At 50.1% G+C, this 20366-nt stretch carries 15 protein-coding genes; 2 read left to right on the top strand and 13 right to left on the bottom strand.

Going from position 1 to position 20366, the window contains the following annotated elements:
• Window positions 1–5 precede the first annotated feature (5 nt).
• Together ptsP and rppH are read right to left on the bottom strand one after the other, a co-directional pair.
• The gene (gene ptsP / locus TW77_RS02935; RefSeq protein WP_046003483.1) at window positions 6–2285 is read right to left on the bottom strand and encodes a phosphoenolpyruvate--protein phosphotransferase; all 2280 of its coding nucleotides are present in this window, start codon (window positions 2283–2285) and stop codon (window positions 6–8) included.
• An 85-nt stretch (window positions 2286–2370) separates the two neighbouring features.
• Window positions 2371–2889, bottom strand: coding sequence for an RNA pyrophosphohydrolase (gene rppH / locus TW77_RS02930; protein WP_010386751.1), 519 nt, complete (start codon window positions 2887–2889; stop codon window positions 2371–2373).
• A gap of 431 nt (window positions 2890–3320) precedes the next feature.
• Between rppH and mutH the strand changes: the two genes are divergently transcribed.
• Window positions 3321–3995: a DNA mismatch repair endonuclease MutH gene (gene mutH, locus TW77_RS02925; protein ID WP_082078804.1), complete on the top strand. Its 675-nt coding sequence runs from the start codon at window positions 3321–3323 to the stop codon at window positions 3993–3995.
• A gap of 79 nt (window positions 3996–4074) precedes the next feature.
• Here the strand turns inward: mutH and TW77_RS02920 are convergent, their stop codons facing one another.
• The 6 genes from TW77_RS02920 to rlmD all read right to left on the bottom strand — a co-directional run bounded on the left by TW77_RS02920 (window position 4075) and on the right by rlmD (window position 12138).
• The gene (locus TW77_RS02920; protein ID WP_046003481.1) at window positions 4075–4455 is read right to left on the bottom strand and encodes a hypothetical protein; all 381 of its coding nucleotides are present in this window, start codon (window positions 4453–4455) and stop codon (window positions 4075–4077) included.
• Window positions 4456–4671: 216 nt separating this feature from the next.
• A complete protein-coding gene (gene eno / locus TW77_RS02915) occupies window positions 4672–5964 on the bottom strand; it encodes a phosphopyruvate hydratase (protein WP_046003480.1) in 1293 nt (430 codons plus the stop codon).
• 146 nt (window positions 5965–6110) lie between these two features.
• On the bottom strand, window positions 6111–7745 hold the full coding sequence (locus tag TW77_RS02910) for a CTP synthase (RefSeq protein WP_046003479.1): 1635 nt from the start codon (window positions 7743–7745) through the stop codon (window positions 6111–6113).
• A gap of 103 nt (window positions 7746–7848) precedes the next feature.
• Window positions 7849–8649, bottom strand: coding sequence for a nucleoside triphosphate pyrophosphohydrolase (gene mazG, locus TW77_RS02905; RefSeq protein ID WP_046003478.1), 801 nt, complete (start codon window positions 8647–8649; stop codon window positions 7849–7851).
• Window positions 8650–8651: 2 nt separating this feature from the next.
• The gene (gene relA, locus TW77_RS02900) at window positions 8652–10808 is read right to left on the bottom strand and encodes a GTP diphosphokinase (protein WP_046003477.1); all 2157 of its coding nucleotides are present in this window, start codon (window positions 10806–10808) and stop codon (window positions 8652–8654) included.
• Window positions 10809–10812: 4 nt separating this feature from the next.
• Window positions 10813–12138: a 23S rRNA (uracil(1939)-C(5))-methyltransferase RlmD gene (gene rlmD, locus TW77_RS02895; protein WP_046003476.1), complete on the bottom strand. Its 1326-nt coding sequence runs from the start codon at window positions 12136–12138 to the stop codon at window positions 10813–10815.
• A gap of 82 nt (window positions 12139–12220) precedes the next feature.
• On the opposite strand from rlmD, the gene barA reads away from it, so the two are divergent.
• A complete protein-coding gene (gene barA, locus TW77_RS02890; RefSeq protein WP_046003475.1) occupies window positions 12221–15001 on the top strand; it encodes a two-component sensor histidine kinase BarA in 2781 nt (926 codons plus the stop codon).
• A 93-nt stretch (window positions 15002–15094) separates the two neighbouring features.
• Here barA and TW77_RS02885 read toward each other — a convergent pair whose 3' ends face one another.
• From TW77_RS02885 to TW77_RS02865, 5 genes are all read right to left on the bottom strand, one after another.
• Complete coding sequence (locus tag TW77_RS02885; protein ID WP_010386740.1) at window positions 15095–15439, bottom strand: 4a-hydroxytetrahydrobiopterin dehydratase; 345 nt, start codon at window positions 15437–15439, stop codon at window positions 15095–15097.
• Between the two features lie 10 nt (window positions 15440–15449).
• Entirely contained in the window at window positions 15450–16247 is a 798-nt protein-coding gene (gene phhA, locus TW77_RS02880) for a phenylalanine 4-monooxygenase (protein ID WP_046003474.1), read from the bottom strand.
• 213 nt (window positions 16248–16460) lie between these two features.
• Window positions 16461–17639 carry a trans-sulfuration enzyme family protein gene (locus TW77_RS02875; protein WP_046003473.1) on the bottom strand — a complete coding sequence of 393 codons (1179 nt, stop codon included), beginning with the start codon at window positions 17637–17639 and terminating at the stop codon, window positions 16461–16463.
• 200 nt (window positions 17640–17839) lie between these two features.
• Entirely contained in the window at window positions 17840–18916 is a 1077-nt protein-coding gene (locus tag TW77_RS02870) for a TIGR01620 family protein (protein WP_046003472.1), read from the bottom strand.
• Window positions 18913–20319 (bottom strand): YcjX family protein, encoded by a 1407-nt coding sequence (locus TW77_RS02865; protein ID WP_046003471.1) that lies wholly within the window; start codon window positions 20317–20319, stop codon window positions 18913–18915. The genes TW77_RS02870 and TW77_RS02865 overlap by 4 nt, the downstream gene beginning before the upstream one ends.
• Window positions 20320–20366: the final 47 nt, after the last annotated feature.

The raw sequence follows: 20366 nt of genomic DNA, 5'->3' as shown, positions 1-20366 counted from the left end.
GCGGTTCAGGCCGTATCACTTTTGGCGTACAGCAACTCACTGAGGCCCTGGGCTATCAAAAATTCGCGCAGCAGTCTATGCACCTGCTTGGCGCTGGATGCCACCAGACACTGGGCCAGCAAGGCTTCCATGTCTTTGACGGCAAGCCTGCGTAGCGTCCACTTTATTTTATTTAACGAAGAGATGTTCATGCTGAGGCGACGAAACCCCATGGCAACGAGTAAAATCGCGCCTTCGGGTTCACCACCCAGCTCTCCGCACAGACTAAACGGCAACTCGAGCTGCTGGCAATCATCGGCAATTTTCTTCAGCACTCGCAGCACACTGGGATGATAAGGTTCAAATAACTCAGCGACCTGCGCATTGGCCCTGTCTACCGCCAGCAGGTACTGCGTCAAGTCGTTGCTACCCACAGAGCAAAAATCAACCTTGTCGGCCCACTCGGGCAATAAAAAGATACTCGATGGCACTTCCAGCATCACGCCGATATCGGGCTTATCTATGGTATAAAATTGATCAGCCCACTCTTCTTGCAGCTCAAAGTATGCCTGCTCCAGCAGTGCCAGCGCTTCGTCTACTTCCTCTGTATGACTGACCATAGGCAACATGATCCGTAAGTTACCCAGCCCGGCATTGGCTTTGAGCATGGCCTTGAGTTGATCTAAAAACAGCTCGGGATGGTCGAGCGTAACCCGGATCCCCCGCCAGCCAAGAAAAGGGTTATCTTCACTGATGTTAAAATAATCCAGGACTTTATCGCCGCCAATATCCAGGGTGCGCATAATAACGGGCTCAGGGTGATAACGCGCCAACACCTCGCGATACCAGTTTTCCTGCTCAGCCTGTGACGGAAACTGGCCGCGCTGCATAAACCAGGCTTCGGTGCGATACAAACCTACACCATCGCAGTATTTGGCACTGAGGTGCTCGGTAGACAAGTCCAGACCCGCATTGAGTAACAAGCTGATCCGCTCACCATCGGCGGTGACAGACGCCAAATGGTGCTCGGCCTCAAATTTATCGTGCAGCTGACCTTCTTTCAGTTTCAGTGCAGAGTATTCATTACGCAAGACCTCGGAGGGCGAAATATAGACTCGCCCGGCATAGGCATCGAGGATCATATCTTTGCCATCGAACTGCAACAGCGGAATATCCTCAATCCCCCAGATTGCAGGGATCCCCATTGCCCGGGTCAGGATTGAGGCATGGGAGTTTGCCGAGCCATGAACGCTTATCACCCCTTTGAGCTTATCTTTGGGTACTTCGGCCAGCATCGCCGGGGTCAGCTCATTGGCAATTAAAATAGTATTGTCCGGATAGCTTTTTACCATGCTTTCTGTGCTGACCAGATGGTGTAATACCCTCAGCCCCAGATCTCTGACATCGACCGCGCGCTCTTTGATATAGGGATCGGACATAGCTTCAAACTGTGTCACCAGCTCGATAATCACATGTTTTAACGCGGATTTGGCATTCCAGCCTTGCTCCAGCTGTTGCTCAACGCGCTGACCCAGGCTGCGCGCATCTAACAGCTGCTGATAGACCTCGAATACGGCCAGCGCTTCTTTGGGTAAGGAGTCACTGAGGGTGTTTTTTAATACATGAAATTCTTGTCGGGTCGCAGCCACCGCTTGCTGGAATAACTGGCGCTGCTGATGGATTTGCTCACACTGCTGAGATTCAATGCTGGCAAAGTCGAGCTTTGGGATCACCACAAAAGCTTCACCCAGTGCTATGCCTGGGGCACTGGCAACCCCTTTAAGCACCGAGGTTTTGTGGCTGGATGCATCCTGTTTGAGCGCGGATTGTAACTCTACCTGCGCAAGCTGTGAGGCCAGTTGCGCAGACAGTGTAATAAGAAAGGACTCTTCATCATGACTAAACACCCGCTCATCACGTTGCTGAACCACGATGACACCCAGTACTTTGCGTTGATGCACCACTGGAACCGACAAGAAGGCGTTGTAGCCTTCTTCATGTACTTCGGTGTGTAGTTTAAATCTGGGGTGACTTTGTGCGTGCGCTATGTTGATCGGCTCTTCCCGCTGAGCAACTAGCCCGACCAGGCCTTCAGTAAAGCCAACCCGAAACCGCCCGACGGCATCAGGGTTGAGACCATCGCTGGCCATCAGTACAAAATTGTCCTGACTATAATCGGCAAAGTAAACCGAGCAACACTCTGTGTGCATTGCCTCCTTAACCATCATCACAAAGCGAGATAAGGCCGTTTCGAGGTTATCCTGCTGAGAGACAACCTCCGCGATGGTTCGTAATGTTGCTAACACACCTGACTCCTAAATTGGTAGAAATCGCTCTGTACTGCTCATTTACTCTTTCTAATTACCCTGATCTGACCTACGCCTGCACCGATTAACGGCGTCGCCAGTGATCTTTATGCGCATGCTCTTTGCGATTAAAGGGCATCGCAAAAGGCGCAAACTCTTTCATTACCCGGCGGTATACATCGCGCTTAAACGACACAACCTGACGCACCGGATACCAGTAACTCACCCAGCGCCAGTCATCAAATTCGGGATGATGGGTGCGCATTAAGTCTACATCTTCATCTTTGCACTTGAGTTTCAGCAAAAACCATTTTTGTTTCTGGCCAATACACACGGGACTGGAGTCTTTACGGATCAGTCGCTTTGGCAATTTATAGCGTAACCAATGTTTTGAGCTGGCAACGATCTCGACATCTTCCGGTCGTAACCCAACTTCTTCATGCAGTTCACGGTACATGGTCTGTTCGGGTGTTTCGCCTTCATCTACACCCCCTTGCGGAAACTGCCATGAATGCTGGCCATAGCGCCGCGCCCAAAATACCTGCCCCTGATTGTTACAAATAACAATTCCTACATTGGCACGAAATCCTTCGGCATCAATCACCTTAAGTGCCTCGTATATTTGTTTGATATGATTTTGATTGTTCCACAACTCAGGGCACTGGGCAAATTTAATTCCTGCTTTTACGCAACTTACCCACAACTTGTGCATAAGTTTAATTATTCATGATGATTTTACAGACAAATCCACAATAACACGATGAAATCTGCATTTTCTCCACAGAATCTGTGGATAATTATGTTTATATACTTGTATTTATCCAAAAACAGGTTGATTTCGCCTCTTATTGATGTAGAGTAAAATTTAAAAAGATCATATAAATCATAAAATTAAACCTAAAGAGTGAGAAAGTCACAGCTTAAAGAATAACCCACAACGAAGCAGTTCAAAAAACACACAAAGCGGTTTTCATCCACATTGGCGAATTATTTTTGTTACCATACGAGGCCAAGCAGAAAAAGACGAGCCAGATTGTGTCAAAGCCAACACCTCCCCATTCCATTGCCGAACTTATGACCCGCGTAGACGCCATCGCCGGGCAAACACTCGGAGAGCTTGCGGCGCAATTCCATTTTAAAACCCCGCAGGATCTGAACCGTGAAAAAGGCTGGCCGGGACAGCTGATTGAATATGTGCTCGGCGCCAGCGCAGGCTCTAAACCTGTACCCGACTTTGAATTTATCGGTGTCGAGCTAAAAACCTTGCCGATTGGTTATAACGGCAAGCCACTCGAAACCACCTATGTGTCTGTGGTGCCTCTGACCAACCTGACTGGTTTGCGCTGGCAGGACAGCACAGTGAAAAAGAAACTGGCTCATGTATTGTGGCTACCAATTTTGGCAGAGCGCGATATAGCACCCGTGAACAGGACCATAGGCAGCGGCTTTTTATGGCAACCAAACGCCTTACAGGAACAGCAGCTACAACGGGACTGGGAAGAACAAATTGAATTGATTGCGCTGGGGCGGGTCGATGAGATCAGTGGCAAACTAGGCGAGGTCATGCAGATCCGACCAAAAGCGGCCAACAGTAAAGCCCTTACCGATGCGATTGGTCCTCAGGGCAAATTAATCAAAACCCTGCCCCGCGGGTTTTACCTGAAAATGCAGTTTACCCAGGGCATTCTGGCTGAGCAGTTTGTGGGTTAGCAACAGCAGACATCATCACGCACCTGACCCACATAGAATGACAAAAGGAGAAGTCATAAAATGGCCTTCTCCGCTGCGTCTATTTTAACAGCTTGAAATTGTTAAGCCCACTGCTGTCCAGCGACTGATACTGCCCTTGCGGACAGGTGCGCGAACCGTTATAAAATGTGAGTTCGATTTTTTGATCTGTGCTCAATGCCACAAGTAGCGCGCTGTACAAGGCTTGGCAATATTCTTTTGTACTTCCCGTTAACTTACATACTCCAGAATCTGATACGTCCAGTGGCTGGGTGTGTCCGCCAGAGGTTGTCCCAACAGTAGACACAACAACACGACCTTCAGGTTTAAGCTGTACATTAGATACCTTTGCGCTGCAATGGACGTTACCAGCAGCCATTACACCTGCTGAGTTGAAAGCCATCACACCAGAAAAAACCAATAAGCTAAGTACTTTTTTCATTTTAATATTCTCCTTTATATTGAATAAGGCCTGAAAATATCGAAGCAATTTTTTAAACAGCTCAGCAGCAGCAAAATTTTAAATACGAAATGTCGAAGTTGGACACTGCAGCTCCCAAAACAGGGCAATAATCCTCGGCCTAATAGTAGCTAAGCAAGTATTTTTGCGTAAAAAAGCCGTGCTCAAAGCGCGGCTTTTTCAGTCAGATAATTTAGATTACTGACCTTTGATCTCGCTACGACCTTTGTAGATTGCCTTGTCGCCCAGCGCTTCTTCGATACGTAGCAACTGGTTGTACTTAGCAACACGGTCAGAGCGGCACAGTGAGCCAGTCTTGATTTGGCCAGCCGCAGTACCCACTGCTAAATCAGCGATGGTTGCGTCTTCTGTTTCGCCTGAGCGGTGAGAGATAACCGCAGTGAAACCTGCGTCCTGTGCCATCTTAATTGCGTCCAGAGTTTCAGACAGTGAACCAATTTGGTTGAACTTGATCAGGATTGAGTTACCGATCTGCTCATCGATACCACGCTTAAGGATCTTCGTGTTAGTAACGAACAGGTCATCACCCACCAGCTGTACTTTGTCACCGATCTTATCAGTCAGGATCTTCCAGCCAGCCCAGTCGCTTTCGTCCAGACCATCTTCGATAGACACGATTGGGTAACGCGCAGCCAAATCTGCCAGGAAGCCAGCAAAGCCTTCAGAGTCGAACGCTTTACCTTCGCCCTGTAGGTCATATTTGCCATCTTTGTAGAACTCAGACGCCGCACAATCCAGTGCCAGTGTCACATCTTTGTTCATTTCATAGCCCGCTGCTGCAACCGCTTCAACGATCACTTCCAGCGCTTCTTCGTTTGACTTAAGGTCTGGTGCAAAACCACCTTCATCACCTACGGCAGTGTTAAGGCCACGTGATTTCAATACTTTCTTCAGGCTGTGGAAGATTTCTGCACCCATGCGCAGTGCTTCACGAAAGCTTTTCGCGCCCACTGGCTGAACCATGAACTCCTGGATATCAACGTTGTTGTCAGCGTGCTCGCCGCCGTTCAGGATGTTCATCATAGGTACTGGCATAGAGTACTGGCCAGCTGTACCGTTGATGTCTGCAATGTGCTCGTACAGCGCCACGCCTTTTTCTTGTGCTGCTGCTTTAGCCGTTGCTAAAGACACAGCCAGGATAGCGTTAGCACCCAGCTTTTCTTTGTTTTCAGTGCCATCCAGGTCCAGCATTAGCTGGTCAATTGCACGTTGTTCAAGGGCATTGTGTCCGTTCAGGGCTGCTGCGATTTCGTTGTTAACATAGTTTACCGCGGTCAGTACACCTTTACCCAGGTAACGAGCTTTATCTCCGTCACGTAATTCAAGTGCTTCGCGAGTTCCTGTTGATGCACCAGATGGTGCACACGCGCGGCCCCATGCGCCCGACTCTAAATGAACATCGGCTTCAACGGTAGGGTTACCACGTGAGTCCATAACTTCACGGCCAATCACTTTTACGATTTTTGACATCTTGATTCCTCTTTTCCCAAAGTGGTGAGTGTGTTGTGTGTCTGCTTTCGCATTGCTATATACCCGCTTGTTGCAGTTACATAGCAATACGGTGTGTTACTTACGGCGATTAAAAAAGCCGTGCACTGAGGCACGGCTTTTCATCATTAAGAATCAGCTTTTTGGTAGCTGAACGCAGCTGCAACGAACCCTTCAAACAGCGGGTGGCCGTCGCGTGGCGTTGACGTAAACTCAGGGTGGAACTGAGCCGCAATAAACCAGGGGTGATCTTTGTTTTCGATGATCTCAACCAGTTTCTTGTCTTCCGACAGACCCGTGAAGGCAAGACCTGCCTGCTCAAGGCGCTCAACGTAGTGGTTGTTTACCTCGTAACGGTGGCGGTGACGCTCAGTGATCTCGGCATTGCCGTATACGTCGCGTACTTTTGAGCCTTCTTTGAGGTGACACAGCTGAGCACCCAGGCGCATCGTACCACCCAAGTCTGACTCTTCAGTACGGGTTTCAACGTTACCGTCGGCATCTAACCACTCAGTGATCAGACCAACAACCGGATGAGGCGATTTAGCATCAAACTCAGTTGAGTTAGCGCCTTCAAGGCCCGCTACGTTACGCGCGTATTCAATCAGCGCAACCTGCATGCCTAAACAGATACCTAAGTAAGGCACTTTGTTTTCACGCGCATATTTGGCCGCCAAAATCTTACCTTCAACACCCCGGTTACCAAAGCCGCCCGGTACCAAAATCGCATCCAGGTGGTCAAGCAGTTCAGTGCCTTTGCTCTCGATGTCCTGTGAATCAACATATTCGATATTCACGGTTACTCGATTCTTCAGGCCAGCGTGCTTAAGCGCTTCGTTTACTGACTTGTAGGCGTCTGGCAATTCAATGTATTTGCCAACCATACCAATGGTCACTTCGCCTGTTGGGTTTGATTCCTGATATAACACCTGTTCCCACTCAGCCAAGTCTGCTTCTGGTACATCCAGGTAGAAACGACGACAAACCAGGTCATCCAGTTCCTGTGATTTAAGCAGTGCCGGGATTTTGTAGATGCTGTCTACATCCTGCAATGAGATTACGGCTTTTTCTTCCACATTCGTGAACAGCGCAATCTTGGCACGCTCGTTAGCTGGCAGTTTACAGTTTGAACGACATACCAGGATATCCGGCTGAATACCAATTGAGCGCAGCTCTTTTACCGAGTGCTGAGTTGGCTTGGTTTTTACTTCACCCGCAGCGCCCAGGAACGGCACTAAGGTCAGGTGCATAAACAAAGCGTGCTCACGGCCCAGCTCTGTACCCAGCTGACGGATGGCTTCAAGGAAAGGTTGTGACTCAATATCACCCACAGTACCGCCGATTTCAACAATCGCGATATCGTGGCCTTCTGCCCCTTCCAGAACACGACGCTTGATGTCGTTAGTGATGTGTGGGATCACCTGAATGGTCGCGCCCAGGTATTCACCTTTACGCTCACGACGCAGTACATCTTCAAAAACACGACCCTGCGTGAAGTTGTTGCGGCTGGTCATTTTGGTGCGAATAAAACGCTCGTAGTGACCTAAGTCCAGGTCAGTTTCTGCGCCGTCTTCCGTCACAAAGACTTCACCATGTTGGATCGGGCTCATTGTGCCAGGGTCAACATTGATATAAGGATCCAGCTTAAGGATAGTGACGTTTAAACCACGCGCTTCTAATATCGCAGCCAATGAAGCAGCTGCAATACCTTTACCCAAGGAGGAAACAACTCCGCCCGTTACGAAGATAAATTTTGTACTCATGCGAACCCTAGAATATCAGGAAAAATGGAATTTAAATAAGAATCAAGACGGGGCAATAGTATAGCAAAAGCGCAGGGGGCAATCCAGCGAAAAATCACCCCCTTTAATTATTCTCACCTGAACGCTGGCGTCGTTTGACTTCTTCCCACGCCTCATCCATTTGCGCCAAGCTGGCGTCCGACAAGGCGATTTCCCGCTCCGCCAGAATGCCCTCAATGGCACTAAAGCGGGCGATAAATTTGTCACTGGCTCGGCGCAAAAGCTGCTCCGGGTCGCGTTTGATGTGACGTACCACATTTACCGTAGCAAACAGCAGATCGCCGAGCTCCTCCGCACTGTGCTCGGAGTCAGGGTCGTGACTGAGTGCCTCACTGACTTCTGTCACTTCCTCGGCCACTTTGTCCAGCGCGCCCTGATAGGTAGGCCAGTCAAACCCCAAAGACGCAGCGCGCTTTTGAATTTTCGCAGCGCGCGATAAGGCGGGTAAATTCAGTGGGACATCGTCGCCAAAGCGGACCGGCTTGGCACTGCGCTCCTTATCTTTGATGGCCTGCCACTGCGCACTTAATTCAGCATCGCTCAACGTGCTATTAGGAGTGTCAAAAACATGAGGGTGACGACGCACCAGCTTATCATTCAGCCCTTTCACTATGTCTTCAAACTCAAAGAGCCCGGCTTCTTTGCCCAACTGAGCATAAAAAATCACCTGGAACAGTAAATCGCCCAGCTCATCTTTTAGCCCGACAAAGTCTTGCTGCTCTATGCTGTCGGCCACTTCGTAGGCTTCTTCAAGGGTGTGGGGCACTATGGTTTCAAAGGTTTGTTGTTGATCCCAGGCGCAACCCTTTTGCGGGTCACGCAGGGTTGCCATAATCTCTAGTAATTGCTGCAACGAGGCGCTCATAGTCAGTGTTGTCTCCGGGCTTCAAATACGCCTTCTATTTGCATCAGCTTGGTCAGTAAGCGGTTCATCGCGGATAAGTCACCCACTTCGAGTTTCATGGTGAAAATGGCAATGTGCTTATCATCCTGCGTATTGACGTTCATATTCATCACATTGAGTTTTTCGTTGGCCAGCACCGAGCTGATATCGCGGATCAGGCCGTGGCGGTCATTGGCCTCAATATGCAAGGTCACGGCATAGCAGGCGCGCACATCGTCTGACCAGCTGACGGCAATTTCCCGCTCCGGATGCTGCTCACAAATATGCGCAAAGGAGTCACAATCGGCACGATGCACGGCAATGCCCCGCCCTTGGGTGATATAACCGACAATCTCATCCCCCGGAACCGGCTGACAACACTTGGCAACATGGCTCATCAGATTACCAACGCCTTCAACCACAATGCCATTGCTATCGCCCTTGTGCTTTTTCGGCGTGCTCATTTTGAGCTTAGGCATCGGCTCTGGCTTGTCCTGAACATAATTCAGGAACTGGTTGATGCGAATATCACCGGCCCCAATGGCCACCATTAAATCGTCGAGCTCCTTAAAGTTAAAACGCTCAATGGCGGAGTCGAGATCTTTGTAGGTCAGGTCGAGCTTTTGCAAATGACCGTCGAGAATTTCTTTCCCTGCCTGCAGGTTTTTATCTCTGTCCTGCTGCTTAAACCAGTGATGGATCTTGCTGCGCGCTCTGGATGAGTGCACATAGCCCAGCGACGGGCTGAGCCAGTCACGGCTTGGCGACGGATTTTTCTGGGTCAGGATCTCAACCTGATCGCCGGTCGATAGCTTATGGGTAAAGGGCACGATTTTGCCAAATACCTTGGCTCCGATGCAGCGGTGTCCAACGTTAGAGTGAATGTAGTAGGCAAAATCCAGTGGCGTCGCGCCTAATGGCAAGTCAAAAATATCGCCTTTGGGAGTAAAGACATACACTCTGTCTTCTACAACCTGGTTTTTCAGCTCTTCGGCCAGCTCGCTGCCATCGACCACTTCTTCTTGCCATTGCAGCAGTTTTCTCAGCCAGCTGATCTTTTGCTCATAGCCTGAACCACGACCCGGCAGCGCCCCTTCTTTGTACATCCAGTGCGCCGCCACGCCCAGCTCGGCATCCTGATGCATGGCCTGGGTGCGAATTTGGATCTCAACGGTTTTGCCCTCTGGGCCAAACACCACAGTATGGATGGATTGATAACCGTTTTGCTTTGGTGTGGCGACATAGTCGTCAAACTCTTTGTGCAGATGACGCCAGTTGGTGTGCACTATACCCAGCGCACCGTAGCAGTCCTGAATTTCATTGACCACCACCCGCATCGCCCGGATATCAAAGAGTTGATCAAACTCGTAATTCTTTTGCACCATTTTTTTGTAGATGCTGTAAATGTGCTTAGGTCGGCCATACACTTCGGCCTCAATGCCCGCCTCTTTGAGCTTGCTCTGCACCAGCTCAACCATATTGGCCATATAGGCTTCACGGTCCAGGCGTTTATCCGACAACTGCTTGGCAATGCTCTTGTAGGTTTTTGGGTGCAAATAGCGAAATGAAAGATCTTCGAGCTCCCATTTGAGCTGACCGATCCCCAGCCGGTTGGCCAGTGGCGCAAAAATATTGGCCGTGGCTTTGGCTGCCACCACCCGCTCTTCCTCAGAGGCGTTTTTAACGGCGCGCAAATAGCAGATCTGCTCTGCCAGCTTGATCACCACGGCGCGGACATCTTCCACCATGGCCAGTAACATGCGCCGAATTTTGTCTATCTGCAAGCTGCCCTTGCCCTGATGGGCCAACGTACTGATGGACGCCATTTGCTCCACGCCTTTGAGCAGCAGGGCAACATTTTCGCCCTGTGCCTCTTCAATGGCGTCGATCTCAATTTGCCCGGACAGGAAATAAGGAGTCAAAAAAGCCCCGGCCAGTGACTCTGAATCGAAGTTCAGCTCTGCCAGGATCTCAACCATTTCAATGGCTTTGGCCAAAGTGGTGGTCGCCTCATCTTGCGGACATAAATCATACACCTGATCCAGCCGGTCGCGCTTTTCCTGCGATAAATTCAGTAACCCAAGCCGGGCATGAAAATCAGCCGGAAGACCGGATTGATGAGACTGGCGAGTCGCAACCATATGACTACCTCCTTTGGAACAACGCCATGGTTTCTATATGTCCTGTGTGCGGGAACATATTCATTAAACACACTTTATCGACCACAAAGCCCGCTTCCAGTAGCAATGCCGCATCTCTGGCCATAGTCACCGGATCGCAGGACACATATAAAACCTGTTTAAATTGCGTCAACGGCAACTGGCGTAAAATCTCGTACGCCCCGGTGCGTGAAGGGTCTAACACCAGTACATCCAGCGCCGCATGAAACCAGTTCGCCGTCGTCAGGGGCTGAGTGAGGTCAAACTGGTGAAAACTGACCGTGTCGATGTGGTTAGTGTGCGCATTTTGCCGTGCCATTGCAACCGACTCGGCCACCCCTTCTACTGCAACCACCTTGTTTGCGTGTTTTGCCAACAATAAGGAGAAGTTACCAATTCCACAAAACAGATCCAGAACCTGCTCTTTGCCCGTCAAAGCCAGCCACTCAAGTGCCCTTTGCAGCATTTGTTCATTAATATCGCGATTAACCTGAATAAAGTTGTCGAGCTTAAACGCAAACCTTACGCCGGCGCTCTCATAAGCGGGCAACAACGCATATTCTGGCTGCGACTTGCCATCATCCCAGACAAACTGCCAGTTTTGCCCGGTAAGACGCTCTGCAACCTGAGCTTTAACCTGTGAGCTAATTGCCCGGGTATGACGCAGCAGTACAAACGCACCATTATCCGCTGCACAGAACTGGATATGGCTGACGCTGCGCAGCTCAGGGTGGGTATTCAGAGTCTGGCGCAGCGCCTCAAAGCCACCAGCAAAGGCATCAACCATGACCGCACAGTGATCAATTTCAATAATTTTCTTAGACCCGGCAGAGCGAAACCCTAGTTTGAGCTGGTTAGTTTGTTTGTCATAGATGCAGGCAATGCGCCCGGCGCGGCGATAATGGCGCTCAGGCCCAGTCAGTGGTGGCAGCCAGGGCAACTCAGTTGCTTTGGCGAATTTGTCAAATAAGGCCGACACCGCCTGCTGCTTGTGCACCAGCTGCGCATCGGCGTCCAGATGCTGTAACGCGCAGCCACCACATTGTTGATAGTATTCGCAAAACGGCGTAACCCGCTCCTCACTTGCCTCCAGCACCTTGACGGTTTGCGCTTCGAAAACACGACTTTTTTGTGTCTTTATACGTGCTTTAACCCGCTCGGAACTGAGTGCACCATCCACAAAACCGACTTTTCCCTGGTGTCTGCACACACCGCGCCCCTGATGGTCCAGCGAGTCAATTGTCAGCTCAACTGTCTCGACTTGCTTACTACGTTGTTTAGAAGATTTTCCAGCACGAAATATTTGTGCCATATTGCCGCCCCTATAAGATTGCTAAACACCTGTTAACTCGATACTCTAGGGCTCAGACTACTTACTGTTTTACATCCAATTTATGTCTAAATTGAGTTTGCGCGACAGCGTATTAGTGTTGACCCTGATCCCAACGGTGTTAATCGGCCTGGTACTTGGCGGTTATTTTACTATAAATCGTTACGTTGAGCTTGAACAAATCCTCAAGCAACAAGGCACCAGTCTGGCCAATACTGTGGCAATGACGGTGGAACAACCGCTGGCTGAGCGAGATAAAGCCAGGTTACATCGGGTGATCACCACTACCCACAACCAGCATGGCAGTTTCGTCAATAGCATCGCGCTGTTCAATGAAGACAATCAGTTGCTGTTAACCAGTAACTATCATAATGAATTTAATCAGCTGCATTATCGTGGCAATGTCACAGAGTTACATGCCACTGAAATCGTTCAGTACCTCGACAGGTACATTATCTTTGCGCCCGTAAAACAGCCGCAACAGCAAGGGACTTCGGACTGGCAAAATGCCCATACCCGCACCACCGCTGTGCTGATGATAGAGCTCAGTAAAGACCAAGCCATTATTGGCCAGCAACAAGCACTGCTGTTCAGTGGTGCCATCATTATGGTGGCTTTGTTGCTGAGTGCCTTTGTCTCGACCCGGCTCAGCCGGATGTTCTCAACGCCGCTGTCTCACCTGCTGTTGGCCACGGATAAGCTGCTTGAGGGCAAAACCAAAATTGGCGTCGAGCAGCCGATGCAGGGCGAATTCGACTTACTTCGTGAGGGCCTCATCACCATCAGCGAAAAAATGGTGCTACAGCGCGACGAAATGCAAAAGCACATAGATCAGGCCACCAGCGATTACCGGGAAACACTGGAGCAGTATGAAACTCAGAATATCCAGCTGAATATTGCGAAAAAAGAAGCCCAGGTCGCCAACCGGGTTAAATCCGACTTCCTCGCCAAGATGAGTCATGAACTCAGAACCCCGCTGAACGGCGTAATTGGCTTTACCCGCCAGCTCTATAAAACACCCCTTAATAAGCACCAAAAAGACTACTTAGATACCATAGAGCTGTCGGCCAACAGCCTGCTGACCATCATCAGTGATATTCTCGACTTTTCGAAGCTTGAAGCCGGCGCCATGGACCTGGAAAGCATTCAGTTCCAGCTCAGGGATGCGGTGAATGAAGTGCTGACATTGCTTGCCCCAAGCGCCTATGAAAAACAACTGGAACTGTCGATTGCCATCAATCGCCAGGTGCCGGATAACCTGGTGGGCGACCCGACGCGCTTTAAACAGGTACTGATCAATCTGATCAGCAATGCCATCAAGTTTACCGAAAAAGGCTCGGTGAAAGTCGATATCAGCCATCGACTCAAGGGCGACAGTCAGACCTCGCTGCTGATCTCAGTCAGCGATACCGGGCTGGGCATTGCACAGGAAAAACAAGACACCCTGTTTACCCCATTCGCTCAGGCCGACTCCAGCATTACCCGCAAATTCGGCGGCACAGGTCTTGGCTTAATCATCACCAAACATATTGTCGAAGCCATGAGTGGGCGCATCACGCTCAACTCTGCGCCTGGCAGTGGCTCTTGTTTTACCTTTAATGCCATTTTTAATCTGCCAAGCCGTTTATTTGACGACGACCTGCCGACCAAACCGCTGGAAAACAAGCGCGTGCTGTACTTTGAACCACAGGAACATACCCGCAATGCCGTTAAAGCTCAGCTTGAAGATTGGGCGATGCAAGTAACCTGCTGTAAAAATGAAGAGACCTTCTTCGGCGCGCTGGAGCAGGAATTTAAGTATGACATTTGCCTGATCGGTAACATGGCAACGGTAGACGATATGCAAACCGTGAAGGCCTATATTACCCAGGCCAGGGAAATGGCGGATTATCTGTACCTGATGGTCAACACCATTTCTCACAATATGCGTGAATCATTAATTGGCAGTGGTGCCGATGCCTGTATCAGCAAACCTATGCACCACAGAAAACTGTGCGACATGCTGGCAGCGCCTTACCGCTTAGATCACCCAAGTGTATCAATTGATGACACTGACTTAGCGCACCTGCCGCTCAAAGTGTTGATAGCCGATGATAATGACGCCAATTTAAAGCTGCTTTACACCCTGCTGGAAGAGCAGGTCGATACCATAGATACGGCCCACAATGGTGCTCAGGCGGTGAGTTTATGTAAGTCACAAAAGTACGACCTGATCTTTATGGATATTCAGATGCCGATCATGGATGGCATCACTGCGTGCAGAACCATTAAAGAGTCTTCACTGAATGATGATACGCCTATCATTGCAGTGACGGCGCACGCATTAACGGGTGAAAAAGAGCAGCTGATCAAAGATGGCTTTAACGGCTACATGACAAAGCCGATAGATGAAGACATGCTGCGGCAGATCATTTGCGACCACAGTCCGTCATTGCCCCCGGAAAAACAAAAGGCACAACAGCCTCAGGTGGCCAGCATTGCCCCGTTTGAAAGCCACTTACTGGACTGGGAGCTGGCCCTGCAACGCGCTGGCAATAAACCAGAGCTGGCCCTGGAGATGTTGGATATGTTGTTGCAAAGTGTCCCCGAAACCCTCAGCCAGCTGAGTGAGTCGGCGCAACAGGAAGATACCCAAACGCTGCTAACGGTGATCCACAAGTTTCATGGCGCCTGCTGTTATACCGGTGTGCCGACGCTCAAGAACCTGGCCGAAACGCTGGAAACGGCCTTAAAACAATCCCGTGACTTTGATTATATTGAGCCGGAGTTGCTGGAGCTGATTGATGAGCTGCAACATTTAGAACGAGATTCACAAGCCGTATCGGGGCCGACACTGACGCATTAGCAAATGTAAAGAGGTTGTCCGCTATGGCTCGACAATCCTACTGGCATTAAAAAAGGCGCTGATGCGCCTTTTTTAATTTAATTTGCCCAACACTTACAGTGCGGCAAAGATCTCGTCGGTTTTCGCCGCGCAGATAAAGTCATTTTTGTGCAGGCCTTTGATAGAGTGGCTCCACCAGGTTACTGTCACTTTGCCCCACTCGGTCAACAGACCCGGGTGGTGACCTTCATCTTCCGCCATGTCACCCACTTTGTTGGTGAATGCAATGGCTTGCTTAAAGTTTTTAAACTTATAAACACGCTCAAGCTGCATAATACCGTCACGTACTTCTGGCACCCAATCCGGGATCAGCTTGATCAGTTCAGCTAATTCGGCATCTGACACTTTAGGCGCATCCGCACGACACGCTTCACATTTTTGTGCACTTAAATCAGACATCAATAAATCCTTAACTTGCTAGTTTGTTTTTAGGTGGGAACTTAGGCTCAAACAGACCCAGTTCTTTGGCCTTACGTACCTGCGCCATAATATCCATTTGTGAGATATCAAACAAATCGTCAATGGCGTTAATGGTGTAGTACAAAGGCTGCATAATATCAATTCGATACGGTGTGCGAAGCACGTCAAGTACTTCTAACGGGTTGATCTCTGGCTCGTTGCTGTAAACGTACTGAGTTTCACCCGGGCTTGATAAGATCCCGCCGCCATAAATGCGCAGGCCATCTTTGGTTTGCATCAAGCCAAACTCAACGGTAAACCAGTACAAACGGGCCAGGTAAACGCGGTCTTTTTTCTCTGCGGCATAGCCCAGCTGACCGTACTTGTGCGTAAACTCCGCAAATGCCGGGTTAGTCAGCATGGCACAGTGACCAAAAATTTCGTGGAAAATATCCGGCTCCTGCAGGTAATCAAACTCCTCGCGACTGCGGATAAAAGTGGCAACCGGGAACTGCTTGTTAGCAAGCAGGCGGAAAAACTCATCAAAGTCGATCAACGCAGGTACTGGCGCGACCTGCCAGCCCGTTTCACGCTCCAGTGCCTCGTTCAGCTCGTGTAGCTGCGGGATACGGTCGTGGGGTAAATTGATTTTTTGCAGGCCTTCGAGATATTCATCACACGCTTTGCCTTTGATGCATTCAAGCTGTCTGGCAACCAGTTCAGACCAGATCTGATTTTCTTCTTCTGTCCATTCGATCAGGCCCTGCTCGTTGGGCTGTTTAGACGTGTATTTACTCGATTTAGCCATAGTAACCTTCTTGGTAATGCGTCGCATTTGAACAAAAACAACGCGTCAAAGTGTTACCCGGATACTATGTAAAAGTGAGGAAAAGTTTAATAGCCAGGCCTGAAATCGGCCCGGCCAGAAAGGTCAATTTTGTACGGTTTAATTTACACAATTGGCCACCAAAAAACACACCCCTTTATTTATAGGGCTCACAAAGCAATTAACTGTAAACATTTATATACACAAAAACGCTTTTTCCAGGTCTTCCATGATATCTTCGACGGCCTCAAGCCCAACGGAAATACGGATCAGGCCATCCGAGATCCCGGCTGCCTGACGCTCTTCAGGCGTGTAAGGAGAGTGTGTCATGGATGCCGGATGCTGGATCAGCGTTTCCGGATCGCCCAGACTCACTGCCAGGGTGCACAGCTCTGTCGCATTAATAAATTTCTCGCCTTCACTGACGCCACCTTTGATCTCAAATGCAATCACGCCACCGGCGCCTTTCATCTGCTCACCGAGGAATCGATAGCCCGGATGCGATGGCAAACCCGGATAGTAAACGGTATCCACCTTAGGGTGGCTATCAAGAAACTCCGCCACTTTTTGCGCACTTTCACAATGCCTTGCAACACGCAGGTGCAAAGTTTTAAGGCCGCGATTGATTAGCCAGGCATCGTGTGGGCTGATGGTTGCCCCGATATCTTTCAGTACAGTGAGTTTAATGGTTTCAATGTGCTCCGCGCTGCCACAGACGATACCAGCGACGACATCGCCGTGACCGTTAAGGTATTTGGTTGCACTGTGGATCACGATATCGATGCCAAAATGCTTGGGCTTTTGCAGTAACGGGGTCATAAAGGTGTTGTCGATAACGCTGATCAACTTGTGTTGCTGGGCGAACTGCCCCAGCATGGCCAAGTCCAGTACCGTCATATTGGGGTTGATCGGCGTTTCGGCAAATAACATTTTGCTGTTTGGCTGCAACGCATCGACCAGCGCCTGCTCGTCTGTCATATCGACAAAGGTGACCTCAATGCCAAACTTGGGCAGCATGTGGGCAAATAAGGCAAAGCTGCACCCATACAGTGCTTTAGAGGCAATTAGATGATCGCCCTGCTGTAAAAAGCTCAGCACAGAGGCAGAGACTGCGCCCATGCCCGTAGCCGTGGCCGCCGCATCTTCCATCTCTTCGAGCTGAGCCAGTTTTTCTTCCAGCTCACGGGTCGTCGGGTTGCCAAGGCGGGTATAAATATAGCCAGCCTCTTCACCAGCAAAGCGCGCAGCACCTTGTGCTGCATCTTTAAACTTAAACGTCGAACTCTGATACAAAGGGGCCGTCAGGGCACCATGCGGGTCATCAAAGTGGTGTGGACCGTGAATACAATTGGTCTGATCATGTAACTTCTTCATTGCTTGCCTATTTTTGTTATTCGAACGAATACCAATTAGATATTCCATGGCACAAAAATGTACAAGCGTGCCGGACGCGCAGATGGCTAACCCGGGCCGGTTAAATTAGCCCGGGTGTACACATAAGTTGTCATAACAAAGGGAGAAAAACGAAAAATCCAGATAAATAAATACATTTAAAAATAGTGTGTACTTACACACTATTTTTTACCAGTCTCATCCGACCTGTTAGTGGATTGGCGAATTAACAGGTTCGCCAGTTTCCGGGCCGTCTGCGATAAGTAGCCTGAGGCAGGCTTACTAACGGGGATAGGCCGACATAAAGCCATAGCTTTATAGCCCAGCCGAGCGGTAAACACGCCAGCACTGAGCCCTTGAGCTGAACGTGCCGACAGTTTACCCAATAACTCAGCGCCCAGGCTGGTGGCTGCCAGATCGCTCAGCAACTCACTGGCCCCGACAAAGATGATCTGTTTGAGCAGTAAGCGGTAAAGCTCAATGCGGCTGCGATAACCCAGTTTAATCCCGTACAGCTGGCTTATCTTTTCTATCAGTACAACCCCACGCCACAACACGGCCAGCATATCGGTAATGGCCATGGGGCTTATCGCCACCATCAGTGCGGAGGTGCTGGCAAACTGCGCGATGAGCGAGCGGGCGCGCTCATCCACATCCTGAAGTAAGGTATTGTCGTACAGCGTCAGTACTTCCTGATCGGTAAAGTGGGGTTGTATGGTCGCCATAAACTGGCTGACCTGCGCCTTGTCATGCTGCTTCAGCAGCGGCTTTAACCAAGTTTGTGCTTCACCAATTTGGTTGCTGCTTAACAACCTTTGTGCCCCGGCCCGTTGCTGCTCGAGCTTTTTTAACCTGCCAAGGGCACGTACTTCTGACCAGCAGAACTTTGCCAGCACAACCAGTGCGCTGATAATGACCAGCCCGTATAATCCGGCCAGAACCCAGCTGCGGTTAAGCGCATCGAGCAGTGTCAGCGTCATCTCTACCGGGATCAGCACAGCCAGGCCCAACAGCAATAATTTACGCCAGGTCAGTCCGGATCGGGTCGGTTGTACTACAGGCTCCAAGGGGATCGCTTGCAACTCAGTATCAAGCGCTTGCTCGCGCTCATCAGACATGCTTATATCAGCCTGCTCTGCGCCTTGTTCAACGCGCCGCGCTTGTTGTTCGGCCTCTGGTGTTGTTGTTGACTGTGGCGCCTCGGGGGGCGCTTCAACCTGAACTCGTCGTCCGCGATGTGACTGGGCAGGCTCACTCATAAAAGTTTATCTCCCAATAAAAACTGTAATACATGATCGAGCCGGATATGTTCGATTTGCCCCTGATAAGCCGGGTAAGGCTCAAAAGATAAGAACTCATACCCCTGAGCGGGCCACTGCTGTGCGCTGGGCAAATGCTCGGGCGGGATTGGTGGCAGATAACTGATATAATTTGACTCCCCCACCGGCTTGCCATAAATACAGGACAAGGTTTTACCCTGCTCGGTCAACTGTTTCGGCTGTGTACTCTTTACCGATGAAATTGCCATAGTATCGATTTCCACGCCTGAGAACTTTAATTCGTTTTCGCTGGGCAACAGCAGAGCATGTAATAAACGCGTCAGTTTATCCTGATCGGCCAGTGCCACGCTGTCACACTTATTGGCCGCAAACAACACCTTGTCTATGCTGGGACGAAATAGCCGTGACAAAAACCCGCTTTTACCATGGCGGAACATCGCCAGCGTATCACTTAACGCGGATTGCGTTTCTGTCAGCGTGGTGTGGCCGTCGTTGAGTGCACTGAGCAGGTCTACCAGTACCAGCTGGCGGTCAAAACGGCAAAAGTGCTCACGATAAAAAGGCGTGATCACCTGCTTTTTATATGCCTCAAAACGCTGTTCAAGATGATGATACTGGCTCTGCTCGGGCACGGCATCCAATCCGGACACCGGGAAAAACTGTAATATCGGCGCCCCTTCAAGCTCTCCGGGGATCAACATACGGCCCGGCTGCAACCGCGCCAAGCGAGTTTGTGCCTTGAGCTGCTTAAGTACATCCGCATACCCATTAGCCAGCGCCGCCAGCTCGCTTTCATCCACTGTGGCAGCAGCATTAAACTGGGCCAGTTGCTGCAAAAAAGGCGCGCTGATATGCGCATAATCCGACTGTGCCAGGCGCTTGAGCTGTTGCTCGCTCCAGCTGGCAAAATCCTGGTTCAACATCGGTAAGTCCATCAGCCATTCACCCGGATAATCTATCAGCTCCAGATAAACGGTGTGAGTGTCGCTCAGGTGTTGTCTCACCCCCTGCGCCGAGCGAAACTTCAGCGCCAGTGTCAGGGTGTTGATCCGCTGAGTCGACGGTGGCCAGCTGGGTGGATCGGCCAGTAAATGTTGCACCGCGTTTTGGTATTCAAAACTGGGAATATCCAGTGCGCTTTGTGGCACCTGTTTGCAGGCGACCAGTCGTTGCTCACGCACCACTTCAAAGAAAGGCAGGTTTTGTGCTGTCGCCTGAGTGGTTAAATGTTTAACCAGGGCGGTAATAAAGGCCGTTTTACCGCTGCCGCTGAATCCGGTTACAGCCAGCTTAACATGCCTGTCGAGACTTCGGTTGAGGGTTTTGTGGGTGGTTTGCTGTAGCTTTTGCAGCGCCCTGGCAGTCAGGCCGGATACACTCATAAAGGCATCTATTCCTTATTTTATCGGCAAAGGTGGCATGGCTGCCA

The organism is Pseudoalteromonas rubra, assembly GCF_000967655.1.
Lineage (GTDB): Bacteria > Pseudomonadota > Gammaproteobacteria > Enterobacterales > Alteromonadaceae > Pseudoalteromonas > Pseudoalteromonas rubra_A.
Note: the sequence above shows the minus strand (reverse complement) of the source record. Positions and strands in the feature narration are given on the sequence as shown.